The sequence below is a fragment of the Rhizobium herbae genome, from assembly GCF_017873135.1.
Taxonomy (GTDB): domain Bacteria; phylum Pseudomonadota; class Alphaproteobacteria; order Rhizobiales; family Rhizobiaceae; genus Pararhizobium; species Pararhizobium herbae.
On sequence record NZ_JAGGJV010000002.1, the window covers coordinates 1 to 16309 of the forward strand.

Consider the following 16309-nt stretch of genomic DNA (forward strand, 5'->3'; position numbering starts at 1 on the left):
AAGGGATTTGCGCTTGGCGCGGGGTGGAGCAGCCCGGTAGCTCGTCAGGCTCATAACCTGAAGGCCGCAGGTTCAAATCCTGCCCCCGCAACCAACCATCCCCGTCATCCCAATAAAGCCCCCTCGTGGGGCTTTTTGCGTTTTTGTCCTTCAGTTGCGCCAGCGCGGCCCATAAGCTCTTTCAGAATTGCTCTCTCGTTGAGAAACTCGGGCTTCCTCTTGCCTGATGCAAAGGTTTTGCTCATACAAACTCATCGAGCTCATGTATCAGGATAACCCAGCCGGCTGCGTGAGCTCGAGATCATCTGGCGGCCATGCTCGCGACCAGATCGCTGAACCTTTCACCCTGAATGCCGACATGCCCCCGCAGTAGCCGGCGAGCCTCATCTCCATCTCCGGCAAAAATCGCATCGACGATGGCGGAATGTTCCGAGAAAGACGTCGACAGGCGGTTTCGCACGCGCAACTGCAGGCGGCGGTATGGGCGCAGGCGTCGATGCAGCTGCGCGCATTGCTCCTCAAGAAAGGCGCTTCGGCTCGCCGCGTAGATGGCTTTATGGAACTCCTCGTTGTCATAGTAATAGGCGTCGCTGTCACCGGCGCTGGCAGATTGCTCGCAGCGGCTGTGGGTGGCCGCGATTGCGTCTCGGGAGGCCTTGTCCAGCCGCCGCGCGGCGAGAGACCCGGCGAGGCCCTCCAGCTCGGCCATCACTTCGAACATTTCATAGACCCGGTGAGGCCCCGGATCGATGACGACGGCACCTCGGCGTGGCCTTATTTCGATGAGGCCGATCGCATCGAGCTGCATTAGCGCCTCGCGCACTGGCGTTCGGGAGACCCCGAAACGCGTCGCAAGCACCATTTCGTCGAGTTTTTCCCCGGGTCGGAACTCGTTGGAAAGAATGGAATTTTCAATCTCATCCCGCAGCCATCGGCCGACATTCTCGGACATTCGTTTTGTTTCCCACATACAAAAAATTAATTCTTGTATACACGATTGTTGAAATCGTGTACGAATAGTGACATTCTACATACTAACGATGAAGCTGGGCGATGGGAAGCGGCGTAATCGACGGCACAATGCGGTCGCCGTCAGAAGAGAGGAGAATGGCATGTCTGAGGCTTCCTTCTTCACCGACATGCTGCAGAGCATTACGGATCGCGGGCGCCAGCTTCTGTTTTCCGGCTCGCGAAACACGCCGGTCGCAGCCGAAGTCGATCTCCAGACGCTCTGTGAAATGTTGCTATCGAGCCGTGGCGAAGCCTCAGGCATGGCCATCGCTGCCGAGATACTCGACCGCTGGGGTGCGCTTGGGCGCGAGGGCGCGCAGACGTTCCTCCATATGCTTCATGAAAAGTTTGGACCCGACACCACCAAGCTTGACCAGGCGATTGAAAATTACCGCACTGATAAAAGCTCTGCCGCGGTCATTGCTTTGCACCAAGCAGCTGAACCGCGGCGGCAAGAGCTCCTGCGCCGCTTAAATCACGCGCCGAACGGCACCGCCAAGCTTGTCCGGATGCGTGAGCAGCTTCTTGCTTCCAAGGACCAATCCACAGAATATCACGCGCTTGACGCCGACTTTACACATCTGTTCGGCTCCTGGTTCAATCGCGGCTTTCTGACGTTGCGCCCGATCGACTGGTCGACACCGGCTTACATCCTTGAAAAGATCATCAAATACGAGGCCGTGCACGAGATCGCCGGTTGGGAGGAGCTCCGCCGTCGTTTGGCGCCGGCCGACCGTCGATGCTTTGCCTTCTTCCACCCGCGACTGGCCGACGAGCCGCTCGTGTTCGTCGAGGTGGCGCTGACGCGCTCCGTGCCGAGCGCGATCGCCGATGTCCTTGATGAGAGTAGAGAACAGATCAATCCCGAGGAGGCGACCACGGCCGTCTTCTATTCGATTTCCAACTGCCAGGATGGCTTGCGCGGAATCTCGTTCGGCAATTTCCTGATCAAGCAGGTCGTGGATGACCTGCGCAGGGATTTGCCCGGCCTGAGGAATTTCGTCACGCTTTCGCCGGTTCCGGGCTTTGCCCGTTGGCTTGCCAAGGTGCGTGCTTCGGCCCCTGACCGGATACTGCCGGAAGCAGCCCGCGAAACGCTGATGCTGCTGGACGATCCAAACTGGCCTGGCAATGAGGGTACGGCAATCGAAGTGGAACGCGTGTTGCTGCCCCTTGCGGCGCGCTATTTCCTCGTCGAACGGACGCCGGAAGGTCGCCCCGTCGATCCGGTTGCCCGCTTCCATCTTGGTAACGGCGCTCGACTGGAGAGACTGAATTTTCTCGGGGATCGCTCCAACAAGGCGATGCAGCAGGCGCACGGCTTGATGGTCAACTATCTCTATAAGCTTGATGACATCGTCGCCAATCACGAGGCCCTGGCGCAGCGCGGTGAGGTGATTGCCTCGCCGGGCGTCAAAGGCATTCTCAACCAGAACGACGAAAGCCGCCGCGGCGGCAGTGGCCATCAAGGCACTCGACCATTCGCGCACATCATGAATTCAACGCTTGGAGGAGGGCGAAAGTGAGCAACTATCTTTTCGACGCGATAAGGGCGGCCGCACCCGGTGATGCACCATTCATCCAGGTCGATAGCACGCGCACGTGGACCTATAACGACGCGCTCGCTCTTTCCGGCCGTATTGCCAGCGCCATGGACGCGCTCGGCATTCGTCCCGGCGACCGGGTTGCAGCGCAAGTCGAGAAAAGTGCCGAGGCATTGATCCTCTATCTCGCCTGTCTTCGAAGCGGCGCGGTCTACCTGCCGCTCAATACCGCCTATACGCTGGCTGAGCTCGATTACTTTATCGGCGATGCGGAGCCGCGTTTGGTGGTCGTTGCGTCGGCTGCTCAAGAGGGAATCGAGGAAATCGCGAAACATCACGGCGCGATCGTCGAAACGCTCGACGCCGATGGTAGTGGCTCGCTGCTTGATCTCGCCCGCGATGAACCAGCCGATTTTGTCGATGCCTCGCGCTCCGCGGACGATCTGGCTGCGATCCTCTATACATCGGGAACCACCGGACGCTCCAAGGGGGCGATGCTCACCCATGGAAACCTGCTCTCGAACGCTCTGACCTTGCGCGACTACTGGCGCGTCACCGCAGCCGATCGGCTGATCCATGCCTTGCCGATCTTCCACACGCATGGGCTGTTCGTCGCCACCAACGTCACACTGCTTGCCGGCGCATCGATGTTCCTTCTGTCGAAATTCGACGCCGACGAGGTGGTTTCATTGATGCCGCGGGCAACGATGCTGATGGGCGTGCCGACCTTCTACGTGCGCCTCCTGCAAAGCCCGCGCCTTAACCGGGAGGCGGTCGCCAACATCCGCCTGTTCATTTCCGGTTCGGCTCCCCTGCTCGCAGAAACACATACCGAGTTCCAGGCCCGCACCGGTCACGCGATCCTTGAGCGCTATGGCATGACGGAAACCAATATGAACACGTCGAACCCCTATGACGGCAAACGGATCGCCGGAACGGTCGGTTTCCCGCTGCCGGGCGTGACGGTGCGTGTCACCGATCCCGCCACCGGCCTGACGCTGGCTCCTGAAGAAACCGGCATGATCGAGATCAAGGGGCCGAACGTCTTCAAGGGCTACTGGCGAATGCCGGAGAAGACGGCGGCCGAATTCACCGCCGACGGTTTCTTCATCAGCGGCGATCTCGGCAAGATCGACCAGGACGGATATGTCCACATTGTCGGTCGCGGAAAGGACCTCGTGATTTCGGGTGGGTACAACATCTATCCGAAAGAGGTCGAGGGCGAGATCGACCAGATCGACGGCGTGATCGAAAGCGCAGTGATCGGCGTGCCGCATCCCGACTTCGGCGAAGGCGTGACCGCCATCGTCGTGCGCAAGCCCGGCGCGAGCGTCGATGAAAAGGCAATCGTCGGGGCACTCCAAGATCGTCTTGCCCGCTACAAGCAGCCGAAGCGCATCATTTTTACCGACGACCTGCCGCGCAACACGATGGGCAAGGTCCAGAAAAACGTCCTGCGGCAGCAATACGCTGATCTGTACGCCAGGACGTAATGCGACGTGCCCTCTGGGAGGAGGTTGCGCGACATCCCGTATCAATCTTGCAAACAACAACTACGGCGCTGGAGGCGTCGGAGGGAGGGGAATCATGGGTATTGAAATACTGTCTATAGGACTGCTCGTCGCTATGTTCATTATAGCGACGATCCAGCCGATCAACATGGGAGCCCTGGCATTTGCCGGCGCCTTCGTGCTCGGCTCCCTGATCATCGGGATGAAGACCAGCGATATTTTCGCCGGCTTCCCGAGTGATCTGTTCCTGACGCTTGTCGCCGTCACCTATCTGTTTGCCATCGCGCAGATCAACGGCACTATCGACTGGCTGGTCGAAGGCGCGGTCCGGCTGGTGCGCGGGCGGATCGGTTTGATCCCCTGGGTGATGTTTCTTGTTGCCGCTGTGATCACCGGTTTCGGCGCTCTGGGCCCCGCAGCGGTCGCTATCCTTGCACCCGTGGCGTTGAGTTTTGCCGTGCAGTACCGCATCCACCCGGTGATGATGGGTCTGATGGTGATCCATGGCGCGCAGGCAGGTGGCTTTTCGCCGATCAGCATCTATGGCGGCATCACCAACCAGATCGTCGAAAAGGCCGGCCTGCCTTTCGCTCCGACATCGCTTTTCCTCTCCAGTTTCTTCTTCAACCTGGCGATTGCGGTGTTGGTCTTCTTCGTTTTCGGTGGCGCAAAGGTGATGAAGCACGGTACCGCATCATTCGGCCCATTGCCCGAGCTGCATCCCGAGGGCGTATCGGCCTCGATCAGAGGCCATGGCGGCACGCCTGCAAAGCCGATCAGGGAGCATGCCTACGGTACGGCGGCCGATACAGCTTCGACGTTGCGCCTGAACAACGAGAGAATCATCACCTTGATCGGCCTGACGGCCCTCGGTCTCGGCGCCCTGGTGTTCAAGTTCAACGTCGGCCTCGTCGCCATGACCGTGGCCGTCGTCCTTGCGCTGTTGTCACCAACGACGCAGAAGGCGGCGATCGACAAGGTGAGCTGGTCGACCGTGCTGCTGATATCAGGCATCATCACCTATGTCGGCGTCATGGAGAAAGCCGGTACGGTCGACTATGTGGCGAGCGCCATATCCAGCCTCGGTATGCCGCTCCTGGTGGCGCTTCTGCTCTGCTTTACGGGGGCGATCGTCTCAGCCTTTGCATCCTCGACAGCCCTCCTTGGTGCAATCATCCCCCTTGCGGTTCCGTTTCTCCTGCAAGGTCACGTCAGCGCCGTCGGCGTGGTCGCGGCGATCGCGATCTCGACGACAATTGTCGATACCAGCCCGTTTTCCACCAATGGTGCCCTTGTCGTCGCCAATGCACCGGATGACAGGCGAGAGCAGGTACTGCGGCAGCTGCTGATCTACAGCGCCCTGATCGCCATCATCGGCCCGATCGTTGCCTGGCTGGTGTTCGTCGTGTCTGGGCTGGTCTGACGGTGGGTTCGTTTCGATTTAAAATGCGTGCCGGATCCTGTTCGGCACGCATGCCAGCCGTCTGAGGAGGGAATGTAGAAGGTGCAATGTATTTGCATGAGCCAATTGACGTTGCCATTGCCGACTTTGCAATGGGGTTACATCTCGGCCTTCGCAGTGGTCTTTTTCCGGGGATGGTGCCCGGTTGATACCGACATCATTGACTGTGGCGCCACGCTTCAGTCGGCCACGGCTGCTCGAACGGCCAAAGCTTTACGGATTCGATGCTGAACCGCTTGCCGCTTCAACCGCCGAGGGGCTGGGCCTTCCGTCAATTGCCGTCATCGATGCTCAACCCATGCGTTCCGACGCGTAGGAGCCGGGACTTGCCGGGAAGACAACGGTGCGGTTGCCGTTGATGAAGGTGCGGTTGTGGATATGGGCGTGAATGGCGCGGGCCAGAACCTGGCTTTCCACATCGCGGCCGATCGAGACGTAATCCTCGGCCGACTGCGCATGGGTGATGCGGGCAATGTCCTGCTCGATGATCGGACCTTCGTCGAGATCGGCCGTGACGTAGTGCGCCGTCGCGCCGATCAGCTTCACGCCACGCTCATAGGCCTGCTTGTAGGGGTTGGCGCCCTTGAACGACGGCAGGAACGAGTGGTGGATGTTGATGATCCTGCCCGACATCTTCTGGCACATCGAATCCGACAGGATCTGCATGTAACGGGCGAGCACGATCAGTTCCGTGCCGGTCTGTTCGACCACGTCCATGATCCGCGCTTCTGCTTGCGCCTTGTTGGCCTTGGTGACCGGAATATGGTGGAACGGTATGTCGTGGTTGACGACGACCTTCTGGTAGTCGAAATGATTGGAGACGACGCCGACAATCTCGATCGGCAGCGCACCGATCTTCCAGCGGTAGAGCAGGTCGTTCAGGCAATGGCCGAAGCGCGACACCATGAGAAGAACCTTCATGCGTTTGGTGATGTCATGTAGGTTCCAGTTCATGGCGAATCGTTCGGCGATCGCAACGAAGCCCTTTTCGAGCTTGGCTTCGCTTGCACCTTCCTCGGAGATGAAGGAGATACGCATGAAGAACTGCCCGGTATCCAGGTCGTCGAATTGCGAGCTGTCGATAATGTTGCAGCCCTCTACGGCGAGATAGCCCGAGATCGCAGCCACAATGCCGCGTGTTGATGGGCAGGAAACGGTCAGCACATAGGTCGTCATTGGCCTACTCTCGAATTCTATTGATTTGATGAATTGTTCGTCAGAGAAACGCGATCCGTCTTGAATGAGGCGATGCGGGTTCCTGCGAACCCGCATCGCCTCCGCGCCTGGTTGAGAGGAGATATCAGGCGCGTGACTTCTTGCGTTGCCGGTATACATCGATCACCACCGCGGCCACGATGATCGCGCCCTTGACGATCTCCTGGTAGTAGGCGCCGACCTTCAGAAATGTGAAGCCCGATGTAACGACGCCCAGGATGATTGTACCAATAACTGTCCCGGTGATGCGTCCCACGCCACCTGTGAGCGATGCTCCGCCGATGACCGCGGCTGCAATGGCATCCAGTTCGAAGGATATGCCCATGTTGGGCTGCCCGGATTGCGCGCGAGCTGCAAGCATGACCCCTGCGAGCCCGGAAAGCAAACCGGCGACCGCGTAGACCTTGATGAGGTGCTTGCCTATATCGATGCCGGACACCCGTGCTGCCTGGGGGTTGGCGCCGATCGCATAGGTAAACTTGCCGTAGCGTGTGTAGGAAAGCGCGACATGACAGATGATCGCAACGATGAAGAACACGATCACGGTACGGGGCACTGGAAAGCCCCACAGATTAAAGCTTTGTCCCAGCCAGGTGAAGTTCTCGTTGAGAAGGGCGACCGGCTGACCCTCTGTGTACCATTTGGCAAGTCCACGCGCCGACACCATCATGCCAAGCGTCGCAATGAACGGAGGAATACCCGTCTTGGCGATGACGAGTCCGTTCAGGTAACCGAGAAAGGCGCCCAGCAATATTCCGACAAGTATCGGCCAGAGGGGGCTCGAATCGATGAACCAGCTGAGGCCGAACTGCGCATATTCGGGCTGCAGAAACACAGCCCGCGCGTTGAGGGAGGTTTGTGCGAAACTTGCGACCACCATTGCAATAAAGCCCACCATGGAGCCCGAGGACAGGTCGACGCCACCGGTGATGATGACCTGGGTCACCCCGACCGCGATAATGCCCGTGACGGCCACCTGCAGAACGATGATGGACAGGCGTTGCTTGTTGGCGAGGAAACTGTCACCCACCACATACCAGCCCATGACCTCGAAGATGAGCGCGATGCCGATCAGCACCAGGAGGATCGACAGTTCGGGCGGTATGCGCCGGACCTTTTTGAGGCCCGTCTTGGACGTATTGCCAAGTTCGTTGGTGGCTTCTGACATGATTTCCTCCCGCCGGGCCGTCAACGCGACGCCAGCTCCATGATTTTCACTTGGTCGGCTTCGGCCCGGTCCAGGATGCCCGTGACCCGTCCTTCGTGCAGAACGACAACCCGGTCGCTCATACCCAGAACCTCCGGCATTTCAGAGGAGATCATGATGATCGCCACGCCCTGACCGGCGAGTTGCGAAATAAGCCGGTGGATTTCGGCTTTTGCGCCGACGTCGATACCGCGGGTCGGTTCATCGAGGATCAGGATCCTGGGGTTCGTCATCAGCCAGCGACAGATGAGGACCTTTTGCTGGTTTCCGCCCGAGAGGTTGATGATCGGCTCGGCCATATCCGGCGTGCGCACCCGCAACCGGTTCGCCATCTCGTCGGCTTCTTTTCGCAGCTTCTCCTGCTGCACGAAACCAAATCGGACATAGCGCTGCTGCAGCACCGCCATCTGGGCGTTTTCCTGAATGTCGAGCAGCAGAAAGCAGCCTGTCTCCTTCCGATCCTCGGTCAGAAAGGCCATCCCATGCCGCATCGCGACGGATGGCGACGAAACGACGACTTGCTTTCCAAAAAGCTCGATCGTTCCCGCATTGGCCGGTGTGACACCGAAAATGGTCTCGGCGACATTCGACCGACCGGAGCCGACCAGACCGGCGAAGCCCAGGACCTCTCCCGCGCGCAGGTCGAAGGATACGTCCTTGAATATGCCGTTGAGTGTCAGATCCCTCACCGACAGAACGATATCGCCAATGGTGGCGGCCTCTTTCGGGAACATCTGGGTGATTTCGCGACCGACCATCATGCGAATAATGTCGTCACGGGTCACGTCGACCGAATTGTGTGTGGCGATGTACTTGCCATCGCGAAAAACCGAGACCTCGTCGGCGATCTCGAAGAGTTCGTTCATCTTGTGCGTGATGTAGATAATGCCTTTGCCGTCGGCCTTCAGCGATCGGATGATCCGGAAGAGGTGGCTGACTTCCTTGTCGGTGAGGGCCGAGGTTGGCTCATCCATGATCAACACGTCGGAATCGAACGACACCGCCTTGGCGATCTCAACCATCTGGCGATTGGCGACGCTCAGCTTGCCGACCCTGATCTCGGGATCGATTTCGATGCCGAGACGTTCAAACAGCGCCTCCGTCCGACGGTTCATTTCCGCGTGATCAATCAGTCCGAAGCGGCCGCTTGGTTCGCGGCCGATCCAGATGTTCTCGGAGACCGTCATGGGCGCCATCAGGTTCAGTTCCTGATGGATCATGGCGATCCCGTTCTCAAGCGCGTCGAGGGGATTTTTCAACCGTATTTCCTGCCCACGCAGCCTGAATATCCCGCTGTCCGGCGTATAGATTCCGGCAAGGATCTTCATCAGCGTCGACTTGCCCGCCCCGTTCTCTCCCATGAGAGCATGGACCGTCCCGCGGCGTAGCCGAAGCTCAACGTTGTCCAGGGCCACCACGCCCGGGAACTCCTTGCGCACGTCCTTGACCTCCAGGAGGTACTCGCTCTGCGCTACGGCACCACTGTTGCGGACTGCCTGCATGGTCTGCGGACTGATCACCTGCGATCGGGCCATTGTTTTTCCTCCCCGAGAAAGCCGACCCGCCGCTGAAGGCGGCGGATCGATTGCGGCATGGATCAGTTCTTGGTGACGAACTTATCCATGTTCTCCGGTGTGGCGAGCTGGAACGGGATCCAGACCTTGGCATCGACCTTCTCGCCCTTGGCGAGCTTGATTGCGGCATCGACAGCACCTGCGCCCTGGCCGAAGGCATCCTGGAAGACGGTGACGTCGAGATCGCCCGCCTTCATGTAAGCGAGAGCTTCCTGCGTCGCATCGATACCAGCAACCACGACTTCGTCCATCTTCCAGCCGGCGCCCTTCATCGCGTTGATGGCGCCGATCGCCATGTTGTCATTGTTGGCGATCACGGCAGCGGGCTTGTGCCCGGCGGCAATCCAGTTTGTCATCAGATCCTGCGCCTTGACCGGGTCCCAGGCGGCAGTCTGCTCGTCGAGGATCTTCATGCCGGAACATTCCGGGGTTGCGATGACGTCGTGAATGTCCTTGGTCCGCTGAACAGCGGCCTGGTTCGCAAGGTCGCCGACCATCACCAGGATGTCGCCCTTTCCGCCGAGGAGGCGGCAAACTTCCTTTGTCTCCAATGTGCCGGACTCGACTTCATCGGATGCGACAAATGCGCCCTTGGGGCCGAGTGCGTCGACATCGGCCGGCATCCGGTTGACGTAGACGATCGGGATACCGGCATCATTGGCGAGCTTCGTCATCGGTGCGGTCGCCGAGGTGTCGACCGCATTGACGATGATCGCGTCGACCTTGGCGGCGATGAAGTTCTGGATCTGCGACAGCTGTCTCTGAACGTCGTCGTCGGCGATCTCGATCTGGACCGGCTGGCTTGCATCGCCGGCGGCCTTCTCGATGCCTTTGCGCAGCACGGTCAGGAACGTATCCGAGTTCGCCATGGATACGCCGATGTTGCCGGCCAGGGCGCTCGATGCCATGAGTACGCCCAGCAGGGTACCCGCTACAAGTTTCTTCATTGTGTCCTCCACTTTGTTGTTCGGTGCCCGGCAACACCTCAAAAGGCCGGTCCGCCTCCTCCCCGGAGGCAATTCACCAGAGCGACCAACTCCTCGTGGTCGCGCCGGGATGACGTCAGAGCTTTTCCAGCACGTGTTCCACGCTGCCGCGCAACAGGGCGGCGACGTCATTGGTTGCGTGAACGGAAGAGGAGAAAGGCTCGAAAGAGAATGGGCCGATATAGCCGGCGGATATCAGTGCGCGGATCTGCCCGATATTGGCGAGCCGATCGCGCTCCGTAACCATCACGCGATGCGAATCGCGCATGTCATCAATGCTCACAGCCTGATCGTCGACGCCGGAAATGTGAACAAGCCCGGTCATTTCCGGGAAAATCTCAGGCTCGCCGGCCAAGACATGATGAAAAGTGTCGTGCACCAGACGGAAACGATCGGCACCGTGGATCGCATCAATGGCTTCGATTGTCTCTTTCTTGGAGCGGAGGGAACAGATTTGGAAGCCGAGCGGCTCAACCAAGCCCATGATCCCGGCCTGATGCAAGATCGGCTTCAAGGCCTTGAGCGCGACACGAAGGTTACTCTGACGCTCGCCCACCAGCTTTCCCGAGCCGTCATTGACGGGGACGAGAACGAGAGCCTTGGCGCCGCAGGCTGCCGCATAGTTTGCAAGGCTTCTGGCTTCTTCCTCCCGCGCCGGTGTCCATTCATTGAACCGTTGAAGGGCATTGATGGAGATGATGTCCGCTCCATTTGCCTCAGCCAGTTCACGGACCGTTTCCGGCTTCGTACCATCAATGATGGCATTGCTGGCGAGATCGTTGCGGATCTCGAACTGATGAATGCCGAGCGACGTCCCGAGCTCGAAAAAAGCGCCAAGCGGCATTTGTGGCGCAACCATATGGTTGAGCGCGAAAGTGGGCGCAGCCATGAAATTCTCCCGAAGTGTTGGCGGTCAGGATTTTTCCTCCCCCGTCCCGCTGAAGGGAAAACATCAGGTTTCATGACGTTCGTCAAAGCAGAACTGATGTAACTTTCTTTCATTTATGAAAGAATTTGAGAAATTAGATGATGGAATTTCATCTTTTTGCCTAGATGTTCTCCGGAACATGCATTTCGAGCGGAAGGAAGGTTTGTCCGGGCGCCGTGGCTGGCCCGTTGTCAACAGCCGTCACCATCAATTGGACGAGTTCACGGCAGAGATTTTGAAGTGGAGTGGCGATCGCCAGGGTGACGATCTCATCGGCGAGCGCAGTTCTGGATACGGGCGTGAGTTCGTTCACGACCACGATGTACTTTCCATCGAGTTTTTCCTCACGGATTGCGGATATTGCGCCTTCCATCCCGCCTCCTGCGACATAGAAGCCGATCAGGTCCGGATGGCGATGCAGCAGATCAAGGGTCGCCTCATGCGTGATCTGGACGGTCTCAAGATTGACCAACGTGTCCAGTACCTCGAAGTCGGGAGCGTGCTCGCGGAAATAGGAACGAAAGCCGATTTCACGCAGTTCATGGCCGTGGAAGCGATGGCTGCCGACGAAAACGGCAACTTTCCCAGGCTTTTTTGCCGCCTTGGCGATCATCCATGCGGCTGTTCGCCCAGCCTTTCGATTGTTGAGGCCAACATAACCCTCGCGGATCCCCGGGGCAAAATCGGAGAGCAGCGAGAAGACCGGAACGCCCTTGGCTTTCAATTCCTCAACCATCACCGAAAGCGCCGGATAATCCGGTGCTGTCATTGCGACCGCCTGGTTTCTGGCGCCGATCTCCCGCAATTTCTCGGCCAGTTCCGAAGGTGTCTGGCTGGTGCAGAAGTCGATCTGCGCTATACCGCGGATCCCCGGGTGATTTTGCACCGCCGTTTCCAACTCGCGCGCAAATGCCTGGTAGAAATGATGGTTTGGCTTTTGCAGGACAAAACCGAGCCGGTATTGCGGCATACCTTCGAAAACGCGTTGACGCAGCAATCCGACGGCATGGAACCCGATCTCGTTTGCAGCCTTGTAGACGCGCTTCGCCGTGTCTTCACGAACCTTGTGGCGACCGTTCAGCACACGATCAACGGTAGCGACACTGACATTTGCCGCTTTGGCGAGGTCTGCAATCGTCGGGCGCGCGGCCATGGCAATCTTTCCTGATGTTTTTATTTCAAGAATAAATCCCACTATGATGGGAAATGATAGAATATATCAAGTGCCCATTGAGCTGCCGGAAAAGAGCGATATTCATTCTGCCATACATCAAGAAGATGAGCCCGGCGTTTGTCCGGCAGGCAGGAGGAAATCGTGGCGAGGCCAGCGACTAAACGAGATTACAGCCTACTCGGCCGCGACGCGCAGGCCGCGGTGGCCAACGGACTGTCGGCGGCCGAATGGTATCATACCGACGTCCCTCGCAAGCAGATGAAGGAATTGATGAAGCGGGAAGACGCTCCAGCCATACGGGACACGGCAATTTGGCTCGGCGCCATGGCTGTGCTCGCTGGCCTCGGCGTCTTTTTTTGGGGCAGCTTTTGGGCCATCCCCTTCTTTCTCGCCTACGGCGTACTTTACGGTTCGGCCTCCGACAGTCGCTGGCATGAATGCGGCCATGGCACGGCCTTCAAGACAATGTGGATGAACGACGCCGTCTATCAGATCGCCTGCTTCATGATCATGCGCAACCCGGTCACATGGCGCTGGAGCCATACTCGGCACCATACAGATACGGTCATCGTCGGCCGGGATCCGGAGATCGCCGTCATGCGCCCGCCCGACCTCCTGCGCCTGATCCTGAACGTCTTCGGCTTGCTGGATGCATGGCATGCGACAATCGACATGGTCCGCAATGCCTTCGGGGTGATCAGTGCCGAAGAAAAGACCTTTATTCCGGAAAGCGAGCAACCGAAGGCGATCCGGGTCGCGCGCATCTGGTTTGGCATCTATGCCGTAACGATTGCACTCTCAGTCTATCTTGGGTCCATCCTGCCGTTGATGCTGGTCGGTCTGCCGCGCCTCTATGGCGCCTGGCATCACGTGATGACGGGCCTGTTGCAGCACGGTGGCCTGGCGGACAATGTCATCGACCACCGGCTGAACAGTCGCACGGTCTACATGAACCCGGTCAGTCGCTTCATCTACTGGAACATGAACTACCATGTGGAACATCACATGTTCCCCATGGTGCCCTATCACGCGCTGCCGAAGCTGCACGCCTTGATCAAGGACGATCTGCCGGCGCCTAACCCATCAATCCTCGACGGTTACAGCGAGATGATCCCCGCCTTCCTGCGCCAACTGCGCAACCAGGACTATTTCCTCAAGCGCGCATTGCCGCCCACGGCCAGGCCCTATCGGGAAGACCTTCACAGCGACGTGATGGCGCGTGCAGCCGAATAGGCCAAAGACCAAAAGAATTACAGGAGGAGGACAATCAATGAGCACCTGGATCGAAGTCTGCGACAAGAACGACATCGACGAAGAGGACGTTATCCGCTTCGATCATGAAGGCAGGAGTTTCGCGATCTATAGAAGCCCGCAAGACAGCTTTCATGCGACCGACGGTCATTGCACCCACGAGAATGTCCATCTCGCAGACGGACTTGTGATGGACGACATCATCGAATGTCCGAAACACAACGGCCGGTTCAACTACAAGACCGGGCAGGCCAAGGGCGCCCCCGTCTGCATCAATCTCAAGACTTATCCGGTCAAGGTCGACGCCGGGCGCGTCTTCGTTCAGGTCGGTTGAGATGTCCAATCGCGGTATGGTCATCGTGGGCGCAGGCGAAACCGGCGTCCGGGCCGCCTTTGCTCTGAGGGAGCTCGGCTACCGGGGGGCGGTCACGCTGTTGGGCGAGGAGCCCCATATTCCCTATGAAAGGCCGCCGCTTTCAAAGGCTGGAGGCGAAGCCGAAACGGTTCGTGCGATCGTTTCGAACCAGAGCTATGGTGAAGCCGGCATCAGCTTCCGGCCGGGTGTCCGCGTGCGATCGATCGATCGTTCCAGCCATGAACTGCAACTGGAGGGAGGCGAGAACTTTCCATACGAGCGCCTGCTGTTGGCGACCGGCGCCACCCCCCGCGAGCTTCCAGGCCTGGCGTCGCAAAGCCGCGTGCATGTTCTCCGAACGATCGAGCATGCCGCGGCTATTCGTCGGCATATGGGGGAGGGGCGCCATATTGCCGTGCTTGGCGGAGGCTTCATCGGCCTGGAACTGGCCGCCATGGGACGAATGCTGGGAGCCGCCGTTACGCTGATCGAGGTTCAGCCGCGCATTTTGATGCGCGGTGTGCCGGAGGCACTCGCTCTCGCTTTGCAGGAAAGGCACGAGGCCGAAGGCGTCGTTTTGCATTGCGGCATCACCGTCGACACAATCGACGCAGGAGATGACGAGGTCAGGATCAGGCTCGCCGACGGATCCGATATCCGGGCCGATGCCCTTGTGGTCGGTATCGGCGCGCAGCCCAATGTTTCCCTGGCACTGCAGGCCGGTCTTGTGATCGACAATGGTATCGCGGTGGACCATCACCTCGCGACCTGCGACAGCGACATCTTCGCCGCGGGCGACTGCTGTTCATTTCCGCTTCCCATCTATGCCGGCCGGCGCGTCAGGCTGGAGTCCTGGCGCAATGCTCAGGAGCAGGGTGCACTGGCTGCGGCCAACATGCTGGGAGCGTCGCAGATATTCAATGCCGTACCATGGTTCTGGTCGGATCAATATGACATCACCCTGCAGGTGGCTGGGCTGGCCGACGGAGCGACATGTCACGTCCGCCGCACGCTTTCTCCCCAGGCACAGATCCTGTTTCACCTCGGTGACGGCGGTCGCCTTTTGGCGGCCAGCGGCCTCGGCGTTGGTAATGCAGTGGCGCGCGATATCCGCCTTGCCGAAATGATGATCGCCAAAGCAGCCACCCCGGCCCCCGAAGCGCTTTCGGACCCTTCCGTCAAACTGAAATCAATGCTGTGAGCGCGATGCGCCGGAGGAAAACACCATGATGTCAAACCGACCCACTGTTGCCGATTTGCTGGCGTTGAAGGGCAAGCGGCAACTCTCCATGTTGCGCGTCGAAACACTGGAAGAGGCGGAGGCTGCAGAAAAGGCCGGCATCGAGATGGTTTCCGTGCCTCCGGCGCTTTTGACGCCCGCATTTCGTGATGCGGCGCCAAGCCTTTTTGCCGTTCCCGGTCTCGAATACGGTGATTTCATCACGGCGGAAGACTATCTTCGCGCAGCCTTCAAGGCTCTGCGCGCCGGCGGCGATGCGGTCTATTGTGCAGCGAGCCTCGCAACTATCCGCCGGCTGCGCGACGAGGGCATTCCCGTCTGCAGCCATGTCGGCCTCATTCCGTCCAGGGCGACCTGGACGGGCGGCTTTCGGGCGGTCGGTAAGACCGCAGACAGTGCCATGATGATCTGGAATGCTGTCAAGGCGTTGGAAGATGCAGGGGCTTTTGCGGCAGAGATCGAGGTTGTGCCTGCCGAAGTCGCCTCGCTGATCAGCCCGAAGACGTCGCTCCTGATGATTTCGATGGGTGCAGGTGCGGGCTGTGACGCTCAATACCTCTTCGCCGACGATGTCCTTGGGCAAAACCGGGGACATGTCCCACGCCATGCCAAAACCTATCGCAATTTCGCGGCCGAGTTCGATCGCCTGCAGCAGGAGCGAATATCCGCGTTTCGCGAATTTCAAGAAGACGTCGAAAGCGGGGCCTATCCCGAGCGGCAACATATGGTTGACCTGCCCGAGGCCGAGCTTCGGCGCTTTCGCGACATGATCGACGGCTGATACCGCAAATGGAGACGAGACAATCACCGTGAACTTCGCCTTTCAGGCCGCCGGACTCATCGGACGCGTC

The 16309-nt window shown here is 59.0% G+C and carries 14 protein-coding genes and 1 tRNA gene; 8 read left to right on the forward strand and 7 right to left on the reverse strand.

Annotated features, from left to right (window positions below):
* The first annotated feature begins 17 nt into the window (after nt 1-17).
* Nucleotides 18-94 (forward strand) — tRNA-Met (locus J2Z75_RS05340).
* 207 nt (nt 95-301) lie between these two features.
* Here J2Z75_RS05340 and J2Z75_RS05345 read toward each other — a convergent pair.
* Entirely contained in the window at nt 302-952 is a 651-nt protein-coding gene (locus tag J2Z75_RS05345; RefSeq protein ID WP_209848877.1) for a GntR family transcriptional regulator, read from the reverse strand.
* A gap of 160 nt (nt 953-1112) precedes the next feature.
* On the opposite strand from J2Z75_RS05345, the gene J2Z75_RS05350 reads away from it, so the two are divergent.
* From J2Z75_RS05350 to J2Z75_RS05360, 3 genes are all read left to right on the forward strand, one after another.
* On the forward strand, nt 1113-2537 hold the full coding sequence (locus J2Z75_RS05350) for a malonyl-CoA decarboxylase (protein WP_209848879.1): 1425 nt from the start codon (nt 1113-1115) through the stop codon (nt 2535-2537).
* Entirely contained in the window at nt 2534-4048 is a 1515-nt protein-coding gene (locus tag J2Z75_RS05355; RefSeq protein WP_209848881.1) for a malonate--CoA ligase, read from the forward strand. The genes J2Z75_RS05350 and J2Z75_RS05355 overlap by 4 nt, the downstream gene beginning before the upstream one ends.
* Before the next feature lie 94 nt (nt 4049-4142).
* On the forward strand, nt 4143-5489 hold the full coding sequence (locus tag J2Z75_RS05360) for an SLC13 family permease (protein ID WP_209848884.1): 1347 nt from the start codon (nt 4143-4145) through the stop codon (nt 5487-5489).
* 330 nt (nt 5490-5819) lie between these two features.
* Here the strand turns inward: J2Z75_RS05360 and purU are convergent, their stop codons facing one another.
* The 6 genes from purU to J2Z75_RS05390 form a co-directional block, all read right to left on the reverse strand.
* The gene (gene purU / locus J2Z75_RS05365) at nt 5820-6704 is read right to left on the reverse strand and encodes a formyltetrahydrofolate deformylase (protein WP_209848887.1); all 885 of its coding nucleotides are present in this window, start codon (nt 6702-6704) and stop codon (nt 5820-5822) included.
* A 124-nt stretch (nt 6705-6828) separates the two neighbouring features.
* Nucleotides 6829-7911, reverse strand: coding sequence for an ABC transporter permease (locus J2Z75_RS05370; RefSeq protein WP_209848890.1), 1083 nt, complete (start codon nt 7909-7911; stop codon nt 6829-6831).
* Between the two features lie 20 nt (nt 7912-7931).
* A complete protein-coding gene (locus J2Z75_RS05375) occupies nt 7932-9485 on the reverse strand; it encodes a sugar ABC transporter ATP-binding protein (protein ID WP_209848893.1) in 1554 nt (517 codons plus the stop codon).
* 62 nt (nt 9486-9547) lie between these two features.
* Nucleotides 9548-10471 carry a sugar ABC transporter substrate-binding protein gene (locus tag J2Z75_RS05380; RefSeq protein WP_209848896.1) on the reverse strand — a complete coding sequence of 308 codons (924 nt, stop codon included), beginning with the start codon at nt 10469-10471 and terminating at the stop codon, nt 9548-9550.
* 115 nt (nt 10472-10586) lie between these two features.
* Nucleotides 10587-11399 carry a TIM barrel protein gene (locus tag J2Z75_RS05385; RefSeq protein ID WP_209848899.1) on the reverse strand — a complete coding sequence of 271 codons (813 nt, stop codon included), beginning with the start codon at nt 11397-11399 and terminating at the stop codon, nt 10587-10589.
* A gap of 160 nt (nt 11400-11559) precedes the next feature.
* On the reverse strand, nt 11560-12591 hold the full coding sequence (locus J2Z75_RS05390) for a LacI family DNA-binding transcriptional regulator (RefSeq protein ID WP_209848902.1): 1032 nt from the start codon (nt 12589-12591) through the stop codon (nt 11560-11562).
* 162 nt (nt 12592-12753) lie between these two features.
* Between J2Z75_RS05390 and J2Z75_RS05395 the strand changes: the two genes are divergently transcribed.
* Genes J2Z75_RS05395 through J2Z75_RS05410 form a run of 4 tightly spaced genes read left to right on the forward strand, consistent with a single transcriptional unit; the run spans nt 12754 to nt 16239 of the window.
* The gene (locus tag J2Z75_RS05395) at nt 12754-13845 is read left to right on the forward strand and encodes a fatty acid desaturase family protein (RefSeq protein WP_209848905.1); all 1092 of its coding nucleotides are present in this window, start codon (nt 12754-12756) and stop codon (nt 13843-13845) included.
* A gap of 37 nt (nt 13846-13882) precedes the next feature.
* The gene (locus tag J2Z75_RS05400) at nt 13883-14197 is read left to right on the forward strand and encodes a MocE family 2Fe-2S type ferredoxin (protein WP_209848908.1); all 315 of its coding nucleotides are present in this window, start codon (nt 13883-13885) and stop codon (nt 14195-14197) included.
* Nucleotide 14198: 1 nt separating this feature from the next.
* Complete coding sequence (locus J2Z75_RS05405; protein WP_234937191.1) at nt 14199-15419, forward strand: NAD(P)/FAD-dependent oxidoreductase; 1221 nt, start codon at nt 14199-14201, stop codon at nt 15417-15419.
* Nucleotides 15420-15444: 25 nt separating this feature from the next.
* Nucleotides 15445-16239 carry a 3-methyl-2-oxobutanoate hydroxymethyltransferase gene (locus tag J2Z75_RS05410; protein ID WP_209848912.1) on the forward strand — a complete coding sequence of 265 codons (795 nt, stop codon included), beginning with the start codon at nt 15445-15447 and terminating at the stop codon, nt 16237-16239.
* Nucleotides 16240-16309 lie beyond the last annotated feature (70 nt).

Coding starts and splice junctions, on each gene's coding strand:
- J2Z75_RS05405 (WP_234937191.1), top strand. CDS start 14,199: ATGTCCAATCGCGGTATGGTCATCGTGGGCGCAGGCGAAACCGGCGTC.
- J2Z75_RS05385 (WP_209848899.1), bottom strand. CDS start 11,399: ATGGCTGCGCCCACTTTCGCGCTCAACCATATGGTTGCGCCACAAATG.
- purU (WP_209848887.1), bottom strand. CDS start 6,704: ATGACGACCTATGTGCTGACCGTTTCCTGCCCATCAACACGCGGCATT.
- J2Z75_RS05375 (WP_209848893.1), bottom strand. CDS start 9,485: ATGGCCCGATCGCAGGTGATCAGTCCGCAGACCATGCAGGCAGTCCGC.
- J2Z75_RS05360 (WP_209848884.1), top strand. CDS start 4,143: ATGGGTATTGAAATACTGTCTATAGGACTGCTCGTCGCTATGTTCATT.
- J2Z75_RS05400 (WP_209848908.1), top strand. CDS start 13,883: ATGAGCACCTGGATCGAAGTCTGCGACAAGAACGACATCGACGAAGAG.
- J2Z75_RS05350 (WP_209848879.1), top strand. CDS start 1,113: ATGTCTGAGGCTTCCTTCTTCACCGACATGCTGCAGAGCATTACGGAT.
- J2Z75_RS05370 (WP_209848890.1), bottom strand. CDS start 7,911: ATGTCAGAAGCCACCAACGAACTTGGCAATACGTCCAAGACGGGCCTC.
- J2Z75_RS05410 (WP_209848912.1), top strand. CDS start 15,445: ATGATGTCAAACCGACCCACTGTTGCCGATTTGCTGGCGTTGAAGGGC.
- J2Z75_RS05380 (WP_209848896.1), bottom strand. CDS start 10,471: ATGAAGAAACTTGTAGCGGGTACCCTGCTGGGCGTACTCATGGCATCG.
- J2Z75_RS05345 (WP_209848877.1), bottom strand. CDS start 952: ATGTCCGAGAATGTCGGCCGATGGCTGCGGGATGAGATTGAAAATTCC.
- J2Z75_RS05390 (WP_209848902.1), bottom strand. CDS start 12,591: ATGGCCGCGCGCCCGACGATTGCAGACCTCGCCAAAGCGGCAAATGTC.